This is a genomic window from Micrococcus sp. KRD012, from assembly GCF_017168555.1.
Classification (GTDB): Bacteria; Actinomycetota; Actinomycetes; order Actinomycetales; family Micrococcaceae; genus Micrococcus; species Micrococcus luteus.
In genome coordinates, this window is sequence record NZ_JABFBB010000028.1 from 1 (window position 1) to 17,993 (window position 17,993).

Annotated in this window: 19 protein-coding genes; 6 read left to right on the forward strand and 13 right to left on the reverse strand. The window is 73.7% G+C overall.

All coding sequences use genetic code 11. The features are described from left to right. Positions 1-234: 234 nt before the first annotated feature. On the forward strand, positions 235-1,491 hold the full coding sequence (locus J1M37_RS10875; RefSeq protein ID WP_158184807.1) for an acyl-CoA dehydrogenase family protein: 1,257 nt from the start codon (positions 235-237) through the stop codon (positions 1,489-1,491). Positions 1,492-1,522: 31 nt separating this feature from the next. On the opposite strand, the gene J1M37_RS10880 is transcribed toward J1M37_RS10875, so the two are convergent. From J1M37_RS10880 to J1M37_RS10890, 3 genes are read right to left on the reverse strand one after another with little or no spacing between them, the layout of a single operon-like run. Further along, the gene (locus J1M37_RS10880) at positions 1,523-2,389 is read right to left on the reverse strand and encodes an ABC transporter permease (protein WP_049147884.1); all 867 of its coding nucleotides are present in this window, start codon (positions 2,387-2,389) and stop codon (positions 1,523-1,525) included. Continuing rightward, a complete protein-coding gene (locus tag J1M37_RS10885) occupies positions 2,386-3,405 on the reverse strand; it encodes an aliphatic sulfonate ABC transporter substrate-binding protein (RefSeq protein WP_049147883.1) in 1,020 nt (339 codons plus the stop codon). The genes J1M37_RS10880 and J1M37_RS10885 overlap by 4 nt, the downstream gene beginning before the upstream one ends. Then, the gene (locus J1M37_RS10890) at positions 3,402-4,250 is read right to left on the reverse strand and encodes an ABC transporter ATP-binding protein (protein WP_206452648.1); all 849 of its coding nucleotides are present in this window, start codon (positions 4,248-4,250) and stop codon (positions 3,402-3,404) included. The genes J1M37_RS10885 and J1M37_RS10890 overlap by 4 nt, the downstream gene beginning before the upstream one ends. Before the next feature lie 498 nt (positions 4,251-4,748). Here J1M37_RS10890 and J1M37_RS10895 point away from each other — a divergent pair, with 498 nt between their 5' ends. The 3 genes from J1M37_RS10895 to J1M37_RS10905 are packed head-to-tail and all read left to right on the forward strand — an operon-like array spanning position 4,749 to position 7,682. Beyond that, on the forward strand, positions 4,749-6,170 hold the full coding sequence (locus J1M37_RS10895) for an LLM class flavin-dependent oxidoreductase (protein WP_206452649.1): 1,422 nt from the start codon (positions 4,749-4,751) through the stop codon (positions 6,168-6,170). 58 nt (positions 6,171-6,228) lie between these two features. Next, positions 6,229-6,939, forward strand: coding sequence for a Tat (twin-arginine translocation) pathway signal sequence (locus J1M37_RS10900; RefSeq protein ID WP_236649646.1), 711 nt, complete (start codon positions 6,229-6,231; stop codon positions 6,937-6,939). Then, positions 6,936-7,682, forward strand: coding sequence for a hypothetical protein (locus J1M37_RS10905; RefSeq protein WP_206452650.1), 747 nt, complete (start codon positions 6,936-6,938; stop codon positions 7,680-7,682). Before J1M37_RS10900 ends, J1M37_RS10905 begins: the two co-directional genes overlap by 4 nt. A gap of 63 nt (positions 7,683-7,745) precedes the next feature. Here the strand turns inward: J1M37_RS10905 and J1M37_RS10910 are convergent, their stop codons facing one another. The 4 genes from J1M37_RS10910 to purS form a co-directional block, all read right to left on the reverse strand. Beyond that, on the reverse strand, positions 7,746-8,126 hold the full coding sequence (locus J1M37_RS10910; protein ID WP_002857685.1) for a YtxH domain-containing protein: 381 nt from the start codon (positions 8,124-8,126) through the stop codon (positions 7,746-7,748). A gap of 238 nt (positions 8,127-8,364) precedes the next feature. Next, positions 8,365-10,671: a phosphoribosylformylglycinamidine synthase subunit PurL gene (gene purL / locus J1M37_RS10915; RefSeq protein WP_158184811.1), complete on the reverse strand. Its 2,307-nt coding sequence runs from the start codon at positions 10,669-10,671 to the stop codon at positions 8,365-8,367. Next, positions 10,668-11,462, reverse strand: a complete 795-nt coding sequence (gene purQ, locus J1M37_RS10920; RefSeq protein ID WP_044658683.1) for a phosphoribosylformylglycinamidine synthase subunit PurQ — start codon at positions 11,460-11,462, stop codon at positions 10,668-10,670. The genes purL and purQ overlap by 4 nt, the downstream gene beginning before the upstream one ends. Continuing rightward, positions 11,459-11,725 (reverse strand): phosphoribosylformylglycinamidine synthase subunit PurS, encoded by a 267-nt coding sequence (gene purS, locus J1M37_RS10925; protein WP_002856633.1) that lies wholly within the window; start codon positions 11,723-11,725, stop codon positions 11,459-11,461. Before purS ends, purQ begins: the two co-directional genes overlap by 4 nt. 177 nt (positions 11,726-11,902) lie before the next feature. Here purS and J1M37_RS10930 point away from each other — a divergent pair, with 177 nt between their 5' ends. Both J1M37_RS10930 and J1M37_RS10935 read left to right on the forward strand, forming a co-directional pair. Beyond that, a complete protein-coding gene (locus J1M37_RS10930; protein ID WP_155643109.1) occupies positions 11,903-12,067 on the forward strand; it encodes a hypothetical protein in 165 nt (54 codons plus the stop codon). After that, entirely contained in the window at positions 12,064-12,510 is a 447-nt protein-coding gene (locus J1M37_RS10935) for a YchJ family protein (RefSeq protein ID WP_036338424.1), read from the forward strand. The genes J1M37_RS10930 and J1M37_RS10935 overlap by 4 nt, the downstream gene beginning before the upstream one ends. A gap of 40 nt (positions 12,511-12,550) precedes the next feature. Here J1M37_RS10935 and J1M37_RS10940 read toward each other — a convergent pair whose 3' ends face one another. From J1M37_RS10940 to J1M37_RS10965, 6 genes are all read right to left on the reverse strand, one after another. Beyond that, positions 12,551-12,706: a hypothetical protein gene (locus J1M37_RS10940; protein ID WP_010079551.1), complete on the reverse strand. Its 156-nt coding sequence runs from the start codon at positions 12,704-12,706 to the stop codon at positions 12,551-12,553. 86 nt (positions 12,707-12,792) lie between these two features. After that, positions 12,793-12,996, reverse strand: coding sequence for a helix-turn-helix transcriptional regulator (locus J1M37_RS10945; protein WP_002856639.1), 204 nt, complete (start codon positions 12,994-12,996; stop codon positions 12,793-12,795). Positions 12,997-12,999: 3 nt separating this feature from the next. After that, positions 13,000-13,563 (reverse strand): hypothetical protein, encoded by a 564-nt coding sequence (locus J1M37_RS10950; protein WP_141843479.1) that lies wholly within the window; start codon positions 13,561-13,563, stop codon positions 13,000-13,002. Between the two features lie 97 nt (positions 13,564-13,660). Then, positions 13,661-14,653 carry a GNAT family N-acetyltransferase gene (locus J1M37_RS10955; protein WP_206452651.1) on the reverse strand — a complete coding sequence of 331 codons (993 nt, stop codon included), beginning with the start codon at positions 14,651-14,653 and terminating at the stop codon, positions 13,661-13,663. Between the two features lie 202 nt (positions 14,654-14,855). Further along, a complete protein-coding gene (locus J1M37_RS10960) occupies positions 14,856-16,727 on the reverse strand; it encodes an alpha/beta hydrolase (protein ID WP_148408366.1) in 1,872 nt (623 codons plus the stop codon). Positions 16,728-16,822: 95 nt separating this feature from the next. After that, positions 16,823-17,902, reverse strand: a complete 1,080-nt coding sequence (locus tag J1M37_RS10965; RefSeq protein ID WP_206452652.1) for a 3-methyladenine DNA glycosylase — start codon at positions 17,900-17,902, stop codon at positions 16,823-16,825. Positions 17,903-17,993: the final 91 nt, after the last annotated feature.

A 17,993-nucleotide genomic window follows, 5' to 3' on the forward strand; every position in this document is an offset into this window, starting at 1 on the left:
GGCGGGGTCCTCGGTGGGCGTCATGGGCGGCGGTCCTCCTGGTCGGCGGGTCCGACCAGGCTAGGGACGACGACGACGGCGCCCCGCCCGCCGTCGTCACCGGCGGTCATGCTCGGCCCGCCGGACCCCCGCGGGCGCCCGGCGCGGGCCAGGGCGACGGCGGCCGGTGTGGATCCCGTCCCACGGCCGGGTCGCCCCGGCCGCCGGCCCGCCCGCGCGTGTCAGAGTAGGGCCATGACCACCTACGCCACCCTCGCCGCCCGGTACGCCGACGCCTTCGACTCCGTCGCCCACGGCGAGCGGGCCCGCGAGGCGGGCCGGCACCTGCCGTTCGCCGCCCTCGGGGAGCTGCAGGCCGCCGGGTTCGGCAAGGTCGGTGTCCCCGAGGACGCGGGCGGCGAGGGCGGCGGCAGCGAGACCGTGCTGCGCCTGCTCATGGACCTGGCCGCCCGGGACGTGAACACCGCGCACGTCTGGCGCTCCCACCTCGTGTTCATCGCCACGGCCATGGACCAGGCGCCCGCCCGTCGGGAGCGGTGGCTGCGGCACATCGTCGACGGGGACTGGGCCGGCTCCGCCCTGGCCGAACGCGCCGGCGGGGCCGCGCCGGGCCGTGCCGCCACCCTGGCCAGCCGGGACGAGGGCGGCACCTGGGTCGTGCGGGGGCAGAAGTACTACGCGACCGGCTCGGCCTTCGCCACGTGGACCGCCGCGACCGTGGGCATCGAGGGGGCGGACCTCGTCTCCCGCCGGAACTCCAAGCGGGCCGGGGGCGCGGTCCGCGAGCCGGACCGGGCCGTCGCCGTCGTGCGCGTGCGTCAGCCGCGCGTGGGCATCAAGGACGACTGGGACGGCTTCGGCCAGCGCCTGACCGCCACCGGGTCCGTGGTGCTCGACGACGCCGCGGCCGAGGAGCTGCTCGAGGTGCCGCGGCAGGACGGGCCCGTGCCCGTGCTCATGGAGGCGACCCTGCTGGCGCTGCAGGCCGGGATCGGCCGGGCGGCGCTCACGGAGGGCACGCAGCTGCTGCGGCAGCGGCGCCGCACCTTCAACACCGGCACGGCCGCGCTGCCCAAGGACGACCCCCAGCTCCTCGAGATCATGGGGCAGCTGGCCGGGCGGCAGGCCGCGGCCGAGCTGATGGTGCGCGAGGTCGGGCGTCTGCTCGACGAGGGGGAGGACGGCGCCGACGGGGCCGGCCCGGCGGAGGCCGACGTCGCGGCGGCGTCCGCCGAGGCGATGGCGGCCGCGTACCGGGCCCAGGCCGTGGTGCCGGAGGCCGTCCTCGAGGTGTGCACCCGCATCTTCGACACGCTCGGCGCGTCGGCGACGTCGGCCACGCTGCGGCTCGACCGGCACTGGCGCAACGCCCGCACCCTCGCCACCCACGACCCGGCGGCGTTCAAGGTGCGCATGGCCGGCGACTGGCTCGTGAACGGCACCCCGCCGACCGCCTACACGTCGGCCGGCGAGGTCCCCGAGGAGGGCTGACCCGGCGACGGGGTGGCCGGACGTGCCGGGCTCAGGCCCAGCGGCGCAGGGCCCGGCGCTCCAGCAGGCCGAGCAGCCAGTCGGTGAGCTTGCCGAGCACGGCGAGCAGGATGATCGCCAGGATCAGGCGGTCCGTGCGTCCGTTGTTCTGCGAGTCGGTGAGCAGGAAGCCCAGGCCCATCGAGGAGGCGATCAGCTCCGCGGCCACCAGGAACAGCCAGGCCTGGGCCAGGGCCAGCCGCAGGCCGGAGAACACGGCCGGCACCACGGCGGGCAGCTGCACCGTCCGCAGCAGGGACAGCCCGTGGTAGCCGAAGGCCCGACCGGCCTCCACCAGGTGCGGGTCCACATGGCGCAGGGCGGCGTAGACGGTGGTGAACACCGGGAAGAACGCGCCGATCGCGATGAGGGTGACCTTGGACTCCTCGCCGATCTGCATCCACAGGATCAGCAGCGGCACCCAGGCCAGCGAGGGCACCGCGCGCAGCGCCCCGATCAGCGGGGCGAACAGCGCGTCCGCCCACCGGGACAGCCCGAGCGCGGACCCCACGGCCAGCCCGAGTGCGGCGCCGAGCAGGAAGCCCAGCAGCACGCGCTGGGTGGAGATCCCCACGTGCAGCCACAGGTCGCCCCGCTCCAGCAGGTTGACGCCGGCGCTCAGCACCGCGCCGGGGGAGGGCAGCTGCACCGCGGAGAGCAGCCCGGCGGCCGTCACCGCCCACCACAGCATCAGGAGGACAGCGGGCGCGGCCAGCCCCACCACCGCCCGGGCGCCGGGCCGGTCCAGCACCCGGGGCCGCTGCCGTCGGCGCGCCCCTGTGTCGCCGTCGTCGTGACCCGACCGCTCGCGCGCCTCGGGGCCCGTCGTCGCGGCGGGGGTGGTCAGGGCGGTGCTCATCGGATGGCCTCCTCGGCGAAACGGGTGTCCAGGATGCTCGCCAGCGCGGCGTCCACCTGGTGCTGGTAGTCGACGGACCCGGTGCCGACCAGGATCCGTCCGACCCCCGTCAGGGCGTCGAGCAGCTCCTGGCCCGGCACGGGGCTGACGTCCGCGTTGGTGCGTTCGAGGATCACGGTGCGGGCGACGTCGGGAGAGATCTTCGCGGCCTCGGCCAGAATCCCGACGGTCTCGTCCGGGTGCTCGAGCGCCCAGGCGCGGGCGCGTTCGTACGTGTCCAGGACGGTCTGGGCCGTCTCCGGGTCCGCCTCGAGGAAGGACTCCGTGGCGTTGAGGACGGAGAACGTGTTCAGGGCGAGGTCCCGGTACAGGAAGCGGGCGCCCTCGGCCTCGGCCTTGGCCATGATCGGGTCGAGCCCGGACCACGCGGCCACCGATCCGCCGGCGAGGGCGGCGCGGCCGTCGGCGTGCTGCAGGTTCTGGATCTCGACGTCGGCCGGGTCCACCCCGGCGGCCTCGAGCGCCTGCACGGCGAAGAAGTACGGGTCCGTCCCGCGCGTGGCGGCCACCGTGCGGCCCGCGAGCTGGGCGACGTCCGTGATGTCCGAGCCGGGCGGGACCATGAGCGCGGACCACTCCGGTCGCGAGGCGACGCCCACGATGCGCGTGGGCGCTCCGTTGGCCCGGTTCAGCAGCGCGGCCGAGCCGGCCGTCGACCCGATGTCCACGGAGTTCGAGCGCAGGAGTTCGTTGGCCTTGTTGGAGCCGGCGGAGAACACCCAGTTCACCCGGACGCCGCGGGGCGCGAGCGTCTCCTCCAGCCATCCCTGGTGGCGGATCACGAGGGAGAGCGGGTTGTAGGTGGCGTAGTCGATGCTCAGCGTGTCCGGACCGTTCACCGGCCCGGCCGTCGCCTCACCCTGCAGGACGCATCCGCTCAGGCCCAGGGGCAGGGACGCGGCCAGCAGGCCGAGCGCCGTGCGACGGGTCAGGCGTGCGGAGCCGGCGCCGCTCATCGGGCGTGGCTCTCGACGCCGAGGCCCTCGAGGAGCTCGGCGCGCAGCCGGGCCAGGCGGGCGTCCGCGCGGTCGCGGGGACGGGCCCCCGGCACGTCCACGATCCGCCCCACGGTCGCTCCGGGGCGGGCCACGCCGTCGGGTGCCGGGACGTCACGGGCGAGCAGCAGCACGCGGTCGGCGAGCTGCAGGGCCTCCTCCACGTCATGGGTGATGAGCAGGACGGTGGTGCCGGTGGCGGCGTGCACGTCCAGCAGCAGATCCTGCATCTTCAGGCGCGTCAGGGCGTCGAGGGCGCCGAAGGGCTCGTCGAGCAGCAGCACGCCGGGGCGGCGGGCCAGGGCGCGGGCGAGCGAAGCCCGCTGGGCCATGCCGCCGGAGACCTCCCGGGGGCGGTGCTCCGCGAAGGGCGCGAGGCCCACGAGCTCGAGCAGCTCCTGCACGCGGTCCCGGCCCGCGGCGCGGTCCAACTCCCGGGGCAGGCCGAGCTCCACGTTGCGGCGCAGGGTGCGCCAGGGCAGCAGGCGCGGCTCCTGGAAGCCGACGGCGGTGCGCTCGTCGTAGGGGCGCACGGGCGAGCCGTCGATCAGCAGCTCCCCGTCGAAGTCCGGGTCCAGGCCGGCCACGGCGCGCAGCAGCGTGGACTTGCCGCAGCCGGAGGCGCCGATCACGGCGAGCACCTCACCGGGCGCCACGGTCAGGTCCACGTCGCGCAGGACGACGCGTGGTCCGTCCGCGGTGGGGAACGTGCGCCCGACGCCGCGGAAGACGACGTCGAGGCTGTGGCGGTCCTCGTCCCGGACCGGGGTGGAGGCGGTGGCACGGGAAGGCGCGTGCACGCTCATGGAGGGCTCCCATCGTCGCTTCGTCGTCGGTGTCGGCGCCGGACGGATACGGATGCCAGTAGACCACCGCGGGCCCGGTCGGCTGCGAGTCTGCCCGGCCGTCGGCGCCGGAGGGTCACACGGGCGTCACACCGGGGGCGCCGCCGGGCCCCGGTCGACCGGCCAGGACCGACGCGGAGGCCAGCGCCGAGCCAGACGTTTCGGTCGTCGCCGCAGGGTGGAGGCAGCAGATTTGTCTGGCTCAGCGCTGGGGCGTCTCTGGCTCAGCGCTGGGGTGCCGCTGAGTCGCCGCAGGGCCGCCGCCCGCGGACGTGTCCTCCGTCACGGTCGGGGCATGTCACGAACCGGGTGCCGCACGCGTGGCCCGGCCCGGCGGGGCCGTCATGAACCCCTGGGCCGGACCGGCTTCCACCGCCGGCCGCGTCAGCGTTGCATGGTGCGGAACCGTCGCCCGCCCGGCCGCGCCCCTGCGACCGGGCGGCCCTGGAAAGGAGACCCATGAGCACCGCCGAGAACGCCGGGGCCGGAGCACCCACCCGCCCGGACGAGCACCGCGAGATCCTCTTCAACGCATTCGACATGAACTGCGTCGCCCACCAGTCCCCGGGTCTCTGGCGTCACCCCGACGACCACGCCCGGGACTACAACACCCTGGGCTACTGGACGCACCTGGCGCAGACGCTGGAGAAGGGCCTGTTCGACGGCCTGTTCATCGCCGACGTCCTCGGCCCGTACTCCGTGTACGGCGGCACCTCCGAGGCCGCCATCAGGACCGGCGCGCAGACCCCCGTGAACGACCCGTTCCTGCTCGTCTCCGCGATGGCCGCGGTCACCGAGCACCTCGGCTTCGGCGTCACCGCGGGCACCGCCTACGAGCACCCCTACCCGTTCGCCCGCCGCCTCGCCACGCTCGACCACCTCACGGGCGGCCGCGTGGGCTGGAACGTGGTCACCGGCTACCTGCCCTCCGCCGCCCAGAACATGGGCCAGGACGACCAGATGGAGCACGACGAGCGCTACGAGCACGCCGACGAGTACCTCGACGTCGTCTACAAGCTCCTCGAGGGCTCGTGGGAGGACGACGCCGTCGTCTACGACAAGGAGTCCGGCGTGTTCGCGGACCCGGCCAAGGTCCACGACATCGCCCACGAGGGCCGGTACTTCACCGTGCCCGGCCACGCCGTCACCGAGCCGTCCGTGCAGCGCACCCCCGTGATCTACCAGGCCGGCGCCTCGACGCGCGGCCGCGCCTTCGCCGGCAAGCACGCCGAGGCCGTGTTCATCAACTCCCCCACGAAGGAGCTGGCGGCCGCCACCGTGAAGAAGATCCGCCAGGCCCTGGTGGACGCCGGCCGGGACCCGTACGACGTGAAGATCTTCGCGATGCAGACGATCGTCACCGGGGCCACCGACGAGGACGCGCGGGCCAAGTACGACGACCTGGCGCAGTACGTGGACCCGCTGGGCGGCCTCGTGCTGATGTCGGGCTGGATGGGTATCGACCTGTCCCAGTACGACCTGGACGAGCCGATCGGGGACGTGAAGTCGAACGCGATCCAGTCCACCGTGGAGACCTTCCAGAAGGCCTCCGGGACGGACGAGGAGTGGACCGTGCGCAAGCTCGCCGAGTGGGTGGGCATCGGCGGCTTCGGCCCCGTGATCGTGGGCGGCGGCGAGTCCGCGGCCCGCCAGCTCGTCGAGTGGGCCGACGAGACCGACGTGGACGGCTTCAACCTCGCCTACCACATCACCCCGGGCACCTTCGAGGACGTCGTGGAGTTCGTGGTGCCGGAGCTGCAGAAGCTCGGCCGCTACAAGACTGCGTACACGGACGGCACGCTGCGCCACAAGCTCTTCGGCCGCGGCGATCACCTGCCGCAGAACCACCACGGCGCATCCTTCGCCCTGCGCCGCCGGTAGGGTGACGCCAGTGGCCGCGGCGCCCTGCCTCGGCCGGCAGCAGCCCCAGGAGGAGAACATGCAGCGCAGACGTGCCGTCCGCGCGGCCGGGCTCGGCGTCGTGGGCGCCCTGGCCTTGGCCGGGTGCGCATCCGAGCCGCAGTCGGCGGGGGAGGCCTGGCATCAGGCCCGCACCCAGTTGGACGAGGCCGAGACCGTCCGACTCGAGACCGCCTACACCACCGGCCGTCAGGGCCCGCACTCGGTCCGCTGGGACATCGCCGGCCGGCTCGACGGCGGCGACGCCGAGTCGAAGGGCGTCATACAGGTCGGCCGCGACTCACACATCACCATGGAGTCCCGCCAGGTCGGCGAGGACGTGTTCGTCCGGGTCGACGTGGACGGCTCCGACGTCCCGGACGACGTCCAGGTGATGTACTCCGACCCGCAGTGGCGCCGTGTCCCGGCCGGTGAGGGGCAGGAGCCGCCCCTGAAGTCCCTCCTCGACCAGGTGGGCTTCCCCGCGGCGGACGCCCTCGACGGCGCCGAGGTGCGCGCCGAGGAGGTCGACTGGGACGGCGGCACGGCCTACCGCTATGCCGTGCCCGAGGAGGTCGCCGACGCGGCGATGGCCGAGGGCGACGCCACCCGGGTGCACTCCTTCACGGTGGACGACGACGGCGAGCTGGTCGCGCTCACCGTCGACGACGGCCGGGCCACCCAGCAGTACGCCCTGAGCGACTGGAACCAGATCGAGCCGGCCGAGGCGCCGGAGGAGGTGGCCGAGTGAGGCAGCGCCAGACCCAGACCCGCCGCACCCGCCGCGGCCTGTCCCTCGCCGCAGTCGGGGCGGCCGCCCTGCTGCTGACCGGCTGCGCCTCGGGCGACGACGCCCCCGGCGCCTGGGACCGCGCCCGCACCCAGCTCGAGGAGGCCGACTCCGTCCGCATGGTCACCGAGCTGCGGTCCGAGGCCCCGAGCAACGGGCGCGCGGTCCCGGACGCGGTGGACATCTCCGGCCCCGTGGACGGCTCGTCCATGCGGTACGTGTCCGTGTACAAGGACGACGGTCTGATCACCCGGGACGAGTCCCGGATCGTGGACGGCACCGCGTACTCCCGGTTCACGGTGGAGCGCGTCGGCGCGAGCGGCGAGGACCATCCCGCCTATGTGGAGCGCTGGACCGCCACCCCGTACGAGGGCGATCCCAGCGCCACCGGCATGGGCGCGATGGTGAGCTCGCTCCTGGGCTCCCTGCCGGAGTCGGGCGGCCTGGCCGACGTCGAGGCGGACGCGGACGGCATCCGCCGCAGCGGTCAGGACGCGATCCGCTACGTGCTGGACAAGCCCGTCTCGGGCCCGCAGGAGGGCGTGGAGCTGACCGCGTTCACGGTGTCCAAGGAGGACGGCCGCCTGCTCACCGTGGAGACCGAGTCCGCCGGCACGAAGGCCGTGGTGACCCTCTCCGAGACGGGCGAGGTGGATCCGGTGCAGGCCCCGCCGGCCGACGAGGTCCTGAAGCAGGACGGCTGACCCGGCCCACGACGACGGCGGCCCGCCTCCCCGAGGGGAGGCGGGCCGCCGTGTCTGCGCGGGTCAGCGCGTCAGCGGACCCTCGTCACCCAGCGGGGTGGACGGGTCCGAGACGGTGTCCGGCTCGGCACCGTGGCGGGCCGCCGAGGTGATGTTGTCGTTGTTGGACTCGGTCACGCGGTCGTCGCGGACGTCGTTCTTCTTGTCGTTGCCCTGCATGGCATCCTCCACCTTCGTCGTGGCCTTCTGCACCGGATCGGACTTCTTCACCTCAGCGAACTTCTGCTGGGCGGTCTCCTGGACCTGGCCGACCTTCTCCTGGGTCTTGGGGTCGTTCCAGAGTTTCTGGGCGTTCTGGGTCATCTTCTCGAGGTTCTTGCGGCCCTCGGCGGAGCCGAGCAGGTAGCCGAGTGCGGCGCCGAGGCCCAGGGTGATGAGGCGCATGGGTGGTCTCCTTCGTGTGTCGGGACCGCGCCGACCCTCTTGGACGGGCCGGGCGGCGCGCTGGCGCGCTGTCCTGGGATCACTCTTGTCACCGGAGCCCGCCGCGTCAACGGTTGAGGCGCACGGCTGCCCGAGGGCCGGTGGCGCGCGTCCCACCGTCCCGCCCCACGACGACGACCGCCCACCCCCGGGGGGTGAGCGGCCGTCGTCGTGCCGGGGCCCGTGGGCCCACACGGGGTCAGCCGAAGTGCTTCGGCAGGGTGGCCTCCCAGGCCTCACGCAGCTCCGCGATCGGCAGGGTGAAGGCGTCCTGGACCTCGAGGGCCGCGGAGTCGGCGTCCACCACGCCGATGCGCACAGCCGCGTAGCCGCGGGCCGTGGTCATGTCCGTGAACCGGACCTCCTCGGTGCGGGGCACGGCTACGACGGCGCGCGCCTGCGTCTCCGAGAACAGCGCGGTGAACAGGTCCACGCCGTCGCGGCGCAGCACCTCGTCCAGCACCACGCGGGCGCCCACGCCGAAGCGCAGCACCATCTCGGACAGGGTGGCCGCGAGGCCGCCGCCGGAGACGTCGTGGGCGGCGTCGATCATGCCGTCCCGGGACATGTTGACCAGCAGCTCGCCGAGCAGGCGCTCCTTCTTCAGGTCGACCTTCGGGGGCAGGCCGCCGAGGTGGCCGCGCAGGCGCGCGAACTCGGAGCCGTCCAGCTCGTCCGCGGTCTCGCCCAGCAGGTAGATCGCCTGGCCGTCCGCGTCCGGGGCGAAGCCGGAGGGGGTGCGGCGCAGGACGTCGTCCAGCTGGCCGAGCACCGCCACCGTGGGGGTGGGGTGGATCGGGGTGTTGCCCGTCTGGTTGTACAGGGACACGTTGCCGCCGGTCACCGGGATGCCGAGGGTCTGGCAGCCGTCCGCCAGGCCGCGCACGGCCTCCGCGAACTGCCACATCACGTCCGGGTTCTCGGGGGAGCCGAAGTTCAGGCAGTCGGAGACGGCCAGGGGCACGGCCCCGGCGGTGGTGACGTTGCGGTACGCCTCGGCCAGGGAGGCCTGCGCGCCCGTGTAGGGGTCCAGGTAGGTGAACCGGTCGTTGCAGTCCGTGGCCAGGGCCACGCCCATGCCGGTCTCCTCGTCCACGCGCACCACGCCCGCGTCGTCCGGGGCCGCCAGGGCGGTGTTGCCGCGGACGTAGCGGTCGTACTGGCGGGTGATCCAGGAGGTGTCCGCCAGGTTCGGGGAGCTCATCAGCTCCACGACGGCGGCGCGCAGCTCCTCGCCCGTGGCGGGCAGGCCCTGACCGGCCTCGGAGGAGCGGAACGTGTGCGCCTGGAGCTCGTCCTGCCAGGCCGGACGCGCGTACGGGCGCTCGTAGACCGGGCCGTCGTGGGCCACGGTGCGCGGGTCCACGTCGACGATGACCTCGCCGTCCCAGGTGATGATCAGGCGGCCGTCGCCGGTGACCTCGCCCAGCCAGGAGTACTCGACGTCCCACGTGGCCATGACGGCCTCGAACGCGGCGACGTTCTCCGGCGTCACCACGGCCATCATGCGCTCCTGCGACTCGGACATGAGGATCTCGCCCGGGGTCAGCGTGGAGTCGCGCAGCAGCACATCCGTCAGCTCCACGCGCATGCCGCCCTCGCCGTTGGAGGCGAGCTCGGAGGTGGCACAGGAGATGCCGGCGGCGCCGAGGTCCTGGATGCCCTCGACGAGGGAGTCGCGGAACAGCTCGAGGCAGCACTCGATGAGCACCTTCTCGGAGAACGGGTCGCCGACCTGCACCGAGGGGCGCTTGGCGGGCTTGCCGTCGCCGTCGAAGGACTCGGAGGCCAGCACGGACGCGCCGCCGATGCCGTCACCGCCGGTGCGGGCACCGAACAGGACCACCTTGTTGCCCACGCCGGAGGCGTTGGCCAGACGCAGGTCCTCGTGCTTGAGCACGCCCACGGCGAGGGCGTTGACGAGCGGGTTGCCCTGGTAGATCGGGTCGAAGCGGGTCTCGCCGCCGATGTTCGGCAGGCCCAGGGAGTTGCCGTAGCCGCCGATGCCGGCCACCACGCCGTGGAACACGCGGGCGGTGTCCGGGTGGTCGATCGCGCCGAAGCGCAGCGGGTCCATCACGGCCACCGGGCGGGCACCCATGGAGATGATGTCGCGCACGATGCCGCCGATGCCCGTGGCCGCGCCCTGGTAGGGCTCCACGTAGGAGGGCGAGTTGTGGGACTCGACCTTGAACGTCACGGCCCAGCCGTCACCGAGGTCGGTCACGCCGGCGTTCTCGCCGATGCCCACCATCATGTGCTGCTTCATCTCGTCGGTGAGCTTCTCGCCGAACTGGCGCAGGTGCACCTTCGAGGACTTGTACGAGCAGTGCTCGGACCACATGACCGAGTACATGGCCAGCTCGGCCGCGGTGGGGCGGCGGCCGAGGATCTTCTTGATCTCGGCGTACTCGTTCTCCTTCAGGCCCAGCTCGGCCCAGGGCTGCTCGACGTCCGGCGTCGCCTGGGCGTCCGCGACCGTCTCGATGTTGAACTGCTGGCTCATGCATGGCCTCCACGGCTGGCGAGGGTGGTCAGGACGGAGGTGAAGAAGCCGAGGCCGTCCACGCCGGAGCGGGGGCCGGCGGCGGTGTCCGGGCCGAAGCCCGTCTCCACGGCGTGCTCCGGGTGCGGCATCAGGCCGACGACGTTGCCGGCCGGGTTCGCGATGCCCGCGATGTCCCGACGCGAGCCGTTCGGGTTCCAGCCCTGATAGCGGAACACCACGCGGCCCTCGGCCTCGAGGGCGTCGAGGGTCTTCTCGTCCGCCACGTACTGGCCGTCCTGGTTCTTCAGGGGCACGGTGATGGTCTGGCCCTGCTCGAAGTCGCGGGTCCACACGGTGTCCGTGCTCTCCACGACCAGCTCCTGGTCGCGGCAGATGAAGTGCAGGTGGTCGTTCTTGATCATCGAGCCCGGCAGCAGGTGTGACTCGGTGAGGATCTGGAAGCCGTTGCAGATGCCGAGCACCGGCAGGCCGTCCGCGTCGCCCTCGGGGCCGCCGGCCGCCGTCGCCACCGCGTCCATCATGGGGGCGAAGCGCGCGATCGCGCCGGCGCGCAGGTAGTCGCCGTAGGAGAAGCCGCCCGGGATCACGACGGCGTCCACGCCGGCGAGCGTCCGCTGCGGGTCCGCGTCGGCGTGCCACAGGGAGACGGGCTCGGCGCCGGCGAGGCGGACGGCGCGCAGCGCGTCCACGTCGTCCAGGGTGCCGGGGAAGGTGATCACGCCGATGCGCGCGCCGCTGAGCGGCGTCGTCGGCGTCGAGTAGTCGCCGATGAGGGGGAGCTCGGTCATCGGGCGCCCTCGGCCTCGTCCAGGACGGCCACGTTCACGACGTCCTCGATGACGGGGTTGGACAGCATCTCCTCGGCGGCCGTGCGGGCCTGGGCGAGGATCTCGTCGGTGACCTCGCCCTCCACGGTGAGCTCGAAGCGCTTGCCCTGGCGGACCTGGCTGAACTCGGTGAAGCCGAGGCGGGGCAGGGCCCCGTTGATCGCCTTGCCCTGCGGATCGAGGATCTCGGGCTTGGGCATGACGTCGACGACGATGATGGGCATGAACACGCTCCTGGGTGCGGGACGATGCCGCGGAGCGCGACGGTGGGGTGCCGTCTCACGCCCGACCCCGGGGCGCTCCGCGTGCTTGCCCATCCAGTCTACTCGGCCGCCCGGACGCGGAATCGGGGGTGTGACGGGGGGCGGCACGCGGCAGCCGGCCCGGCGTAGCCTGGCGGCATGAGACCTCAGCAGACCCGTGTGTCCCCGCTCGGCCGACGTCGGCCGATCAGCCCGCTCGGCCCCGCGCTGCTCGCCGCGGCGGCCGGCGTCGTGCTGACGGGAGTGCGCCGCATCACGGCCCGGTCCGCCCGGCGTCGCGCGACCGGGCGCCCGCGCCGGTGAGCCGTCCCGAGCCCTGCCCCTGCGGGTCCGGAGCCGGGCTCGCGGCGTGCTGCGGTCGCCTGCACGCGCGTTTCGCCCAGGACGGCGCCCTGACCGCGCCCACCGCCGAGGCACTCATGCGCTCCCGGTACACGGCGTTCGCGCGGCTGGGCGAGGCCGGGCCGGCAGAGGCGCAGGCGATGGCCGACTACCTCGCCGCGACCTGGGCTCCCGAGCACCGGCCCCCCGCGGCCGAGCTGCTGCCGGCCGCGGGGGAACAGGCGCCGCGGTTCACCCGCCTGGCGGTGCTGGACGTGCGGGACGGCGGGCCGTTCCAGGACGCCGGGACCGTGGAGTTCGTGGCCGTCGGCACGGGGGCCGAGGGGCGGTTCCGACTCCATGAGGTCAGCCGGTTCCGCCGTGAGGACGGGGTCTGGCGCTACGTGGACGGCGACGTGCGCTGAGGCCGGGGCGGCGCGTCGGACGGCGGCCGGCGGTGCCGCGTCAGAAGGCGGAGAAGATCCCGGCGCCCACGCTGAGGACCAGGCCCAGGATGGCGATCCACGCCACCAGGGTGACGATCGGGCGGGGGCGACGCGGGGCGTCGTCGTGCCAGTCCACGCCCTCCAGCTCCGGAGGGGTGCGCAGCTCTCGATCCATGGCCCCAGCCTCTCACGCCCCACGCCGCCCCGGGCTCAACGCGGGTTGACTTGTCACGGGTGCTGGGCGCCCGGACCCGCGACAACTCAACCCGCGTTGCCGTCCGGGGTGAACAGGTCCTCGATCCGCCGCCCGAACACGGCCGCGAGGCGGAAGGCGAGGGGGAGCGAGGGGTCGTAGCGGCCCTTCTCGAGGGAGATGACGGTCTGCCGGGAGACGCCGAGCTCGTCGGCGAGCCGCTGCTGCGACCAGCCGAGGCGGGCACGCTCGTCGGGGATGGTGTTCTCCACGGCTCAGCCCCGGCGCTTCTGGAGCGCGTAGCGGACGGCCACCGAGGCGCCCGCGAAGAGGAGCAGCCCGGCGCCCACGAGCGGCAGGTCGGCCTGCCATCCGGTCATGGCAATGACGAACGTGCCCAGGCCCAGCACCACGAGCAGGTCGCCGAACGCGGCGGACTGCGCCTTCTCGAGCCACCGGCCCTCGATGGTCTCCTCGGTGTCTCGGATGGCCCCGCGGACGGTGGTGCGGTCCACGAGGAACAGCCAGGCGAGGGTGATGCCGACCGGGAGCGCCGACGCCGCCATGACCGTCCCCATGACCGCCGGGAAGCGGGGATCGGCGTCGCCCTGGCTCGAGGCCAGAGCGAAGGCCACAGTCCCGATCAGCAGGGCGACGACGACGCCGGCCACGAGGCTGACGACGATCAGTCGCCCGGATCCGCCGCCCAGACGGGAGGAGCGGCCCCAGCGGGAGCGGGTGTCCCGGCGCGGGTCGGTGGTGGCGGTGCCGGCGTGCTCCGCCGCGGCGCCCTGCCTGTCCGCTGCGGCGGCGGTGTGGCGGGAGTGGTTCGCGGTCATGGGGCCCTCCTGTGGTCGATGCCCTGGGCCGGTGGCCCGGCCCGCCTCGGAGGCCCTGGGGGGCGTCCGACCGGACGTTGTGAAGCAAGCTTGACAGTCAAGTGTCCTTGTCGTTAAGGGAGCTTGACTCCGGGGCCTGCACGAACCCCTCCCACGTCATGGGCGGGGTCAGCCCGAGCCAGGCCGGTTCGAGACGGAACCCGAGGGCCGTGTTCATCCGCAGGGACGCCGCGTTGGCCTCGGCGCCGCCGGTGCCCCACTGGCGCCCACCGCGGGCATGGGTCGCCAGGAGGGTCGCCGCCTTGACGGCCTTCGCCACGCCACGGTTCTCGTGCTTGGACGCGACCGCGGTGCGGTCGACCTCCCACCGGTCAGGGGAGCGGAACGTCAGGGTGAATCCGATGAGCACTCCTCCCTCGAAGGCCCCCACGGCAAGCCCCGCTGGGGTGGACAGTCGAGCCTCAAGGTCGTCCGGCAGCGGCTCGTGACGGGAGCCGTCGGTGTGTGGGAACCGGGGAGCCGCTTCCTCGTCGAGGGCGCGCAGGGCAGGCAGGTCGACGGCGGTCAGTCTCCGCACCTCGATTCCCCGCGCTTCGGCCGCCGCGACGTGGCCACGGTAGGGCGCCAGGTCGGCGTCGTCGTCGAGGTGGAGGCGCGCGCCCCAGGAGCGGGAGCGCACGCTCCACCCGGCGTCGAGCAGCGCGGCGGCCTCGGCCGAGTCTTCGCGGTGCACGCGGGCGTCCGCCCGTGGGTCGGTCACGGGGGTGAGCATCGAGCACGGGATGTGCCCGGAGACGGCCTCGTCCGGATAGACGTGCGGGAACTCGGCCGAGTGGGGATCGGAGGGGTCTCCCGGCTCGCGCCGCACCCGCAGGCCGGCCCCCGCCAGTTCGTCCTCGTCCAGGCCGCAGACGAACGCGTCCGGCCGGTCCGGGTAGATCGCCGCGCCGACGACTCCTACCTGGGCGGCGTCGTCGGAGGCGTGGAGGAAGCCGACGTCGTCGATCGAGGCGCCGCGCGTCGATGCCGTGTAGCGGCCGGTGCGACGCGCGGCGGCCCAGTCCTCCGGGAGGGTGATGTGCAGGATCATGGCGCGAGGCTATCGGCCTCGGCGTCGACGCCACCCCTCCGGCTGCCCATCGCGGGTCGAGTTGTCGGGGGTGTTTGGCGGCGGCACCCGCGATAACCCAACCCGCGGTGCAGGGCCGCCCCGGGCGCGACGACGGCCCGGCGTCTCCGCGGGGGAGTCGCCGGGCCGTCGGGGGCGGACCGGGTTCCGGGTGCCCGGGCCGTCAGTCCTCCAGGAAGGCCTCGATGTCCGGGGTCACCGCGCGGGAGTCGATCAGCTGACGCTCGATCGCGTCGTGGGTGATGCGGTTGGCCTCGCGCACGGCATCGGTGCGCATCGAGATCTTGATGTCGCCCTTGTGCGTCGGGGCCCCGGCCACCTGGACCGGCTGGGTCTCGAGCGGCAGCGGGACGGCGTCGCACAGCGACTTCTCGGCCGGCTGGGCGCCGGTCAGGAAGTAGTCACGGATGGGCGTGTCCACGCACTCGGTGCCGTACGGGAACAGGCCGTGGGTGCCCTCGTTGTCCACGGAGATGAGGGACGTGTTGCGCAGCACGCCGGCGGCACGGTGGCCGCCCTCGTACGGGGTCGCCGCGTCCAGCTCGGACTGCACGATCACGGTGTTCGGGGCGCCCTTGCCGCCGGGCTGGGAGGGCATGGAGGTCTGGGCGGGCCAGTACATGCACTCCGACGGGCCCATCAGCACACCGATCCACGGGGCCTTGCGGCCGAGGTCGTCCACCCACGAGGTCCAGTAGCCCTGCGAGGTGTTCCACTGGCCGTCCTGGCACCGGATCGCCGAGAACGCGCCCTCGAAGGTGACGGCGTCTCCGGCCTGGGTGGCGGCGACGAGCTGCTCGCGCTCGCCCACGGTCTCCAGGCCGCGGGCGGCGAAGCGGTCGAAGGAGTCACGCTCCTCGGCCGGCAGCGACGCACGGGCCTCGGCCAGGATGCGCTCGATCTGGGTGCGCTGCCCCGCGGGGTCCGTGGCCGCGGCCTCGGACTCCATGATGCGGATGTAGGCGGCGATGACGGACCCGGCGTCGAGGTACTGGGACGTGTCGTACATGGCCGGCAGCAGGAACGAGCCGGCGACGATCATGCCGAGCTGGGTGCGGGTGCCGCCCACGTCCTCCCAGCGCTCCCGGATCTGCATCGGGTCGTCCCCGAGGTCGAAGATCTCGTCGTGCCGGGCCACGTAGGGGAGCATCGCGTCCTGGAACTGGCGGTCGCGGGAGCGCGGCTGCAGGTCCCAGGTGGTCTGGAGCCCGTCGCGGGAGATGTCCACGGCGGAGTCCAGCAGGAACCGGTGCGTGTGCTGGGGGAAGACGCGCTGGTACCAGCTGCCCAGCCAGGTGCCGTACGAGTAGCCGATGTAGGAGGTCTTCTCCTCGCCCAGGACGGCGCGGATGAAGTCCATGTCGTACACGGTCTGCTCGGTGGTGATGTACGGGGTGAGCTCGTTCTCGAGGCACGCGTCGACCTGGGCCTTCGTGTCCTGCCACACGTCGTGCTCGGGGTTCGGCGTGTAGGTGCACTCCAGGGCGGTGGACTGGCCCACGCCGCGGGGGTCGAAGCCGATGAAGTCGTACTGCTCGGCGAGCTCCGGGGCGCGCTCGGCCATGGCGGGGCCCCAGGGCAGGCCGGAGCCGCCCGGGCCGCCGGGGTTCACCAGTGCGATGCCCTGGCGCTCCGGGTTGCCCTTCGAGGTCTCGGTCTTGGCCACGCGCAGGGTGATGGTGTGGCCGTCCTCGGGGTTCTTCCAGTCCCGCGGCACCGTGACGTCGGCGCACGCGGTGCCGGGGATCGCGTTGAACCGGGCGTTGAGGCGCTCGCTGCCGAAGTCGCAGGCCTCCCAGTCCAGCGTCTGGCCCACGAGGTGCGGCGCGAGCGCGGCGGCGTCGTTGACCTTGTTGCCGCGCGTGGCGGAGAGGTCGTTGGAGCGGGCCTGACCCTGCGATGCGGACCCGTTGCCGTTGCCGTTGCCGTTGCCGGGCGCGGAGAGCGCGGGGGCGGCGGCCGTGACGGAGAGCGAGACGGCCGCGACGGCGGCGGCGAGCGTGGTGCGGCGGCGAGCTGGAACGGTTCTGGTCACGTCAGGTCCTCGAGTCGTTCGGTGCGGAGAGGGCCGGGGCGGTCACCGGATGACGCGAGTGATGCGCCTCACAGCCTGTAGAGCGGCCATCCTAATCATGGACGTGCGCTGGAAGTCCACTCGGTGTCCGGCCCGGTCCCGGGGGCCGCCCCCGCGGCCGCGTCCAGCACCGCCAGCAACCGCGCCCGCAGCGCCTGGCCCCGTTCGGCGAACTCGCGCTGGCGCCGCGCGTACTCGGCACGCCCGGCCGGCTCCTCGATCCGCACGGCCGCGTAGCCGTCGCGCCCGTCGGAGAGGTCGTCCACCCCGGTCAGGTCGTACGGCGAGGCCTCCATGTCCAGCCTGCGGATGTCCCACGCGAGGTCGAAGCAGTCCGCGAGCAGGTCCGAATCGACCACCGGCACCAGCTTGTACGCCCACTTGTACAGGTCCATCCCCGCGTGCAGGCAGCCGGGCTGCTCCATCTCCCGCATCCCGGCGCGCGTGGGCAGGACGCCGTCGTCGCCCTCGTTGCGGTCGCGGGCCTCGGGTGCGAAGAACCGGAACGCGTCGAAGTGCGTGCACCGTATCCGCGAGCCCTCCACCACCGCGTCCGTCCCCCCGGCCCCGAGCCGCAGCGGCAGCTGGGAGTGCCGCACCCCGTGCACGTCCGAGCGGTACGCCATCGCCCACTCGTGCAGCCCGAAGCAGCCCAGGCGTGGCGCCCGCCCCGCCGTGCGCGCGAGCAGTTCCCGCGTGAACGCCACCCCCGACGCGCGGTCGGCCAGCACCGCCGCCACGTCCACCAGCCAGCCGCCCACCGGGCGGCCGTCGATGACGGCGCCTGCCACCTCGCCGGCCTCGACGCGCCGGTAGTGCTTCCACTCGCCCCGTGGGGTCGTGCCCAGCTCGGTCGCCTCGGCGCGGGCCGCGGCGCCGTCGTCGTCCGCGAGGAGGACCCCCGGCCCGGGGTGCCAGCGCTGCAGCGCGGCGGGGGAGTGCGTGTAGTAGCCGAAGAGGAAGTCCTGCACCGGGTGCTTCTCGCCCCGCATCCGCAGGGCCACCAGCGGGTCCGTGCGTCGGGCGATGCGCTCGCGGTGCGCCAGCGCGTGGGCCCGCCACACGTCGGCGGGCAGGGCGACGACGGCGGGCGGCAGGGTCTCGGAGGGCGCGGGGGCGGTGTGTGGCTCGGGCATGACCCCACCATCCTCCCCCGTGGCGCCCCTCATGAGCGAGCGGGCCCACGTGATGCCGACGCGGGGAGCGCACTCCGGCGGCCCCAATTCG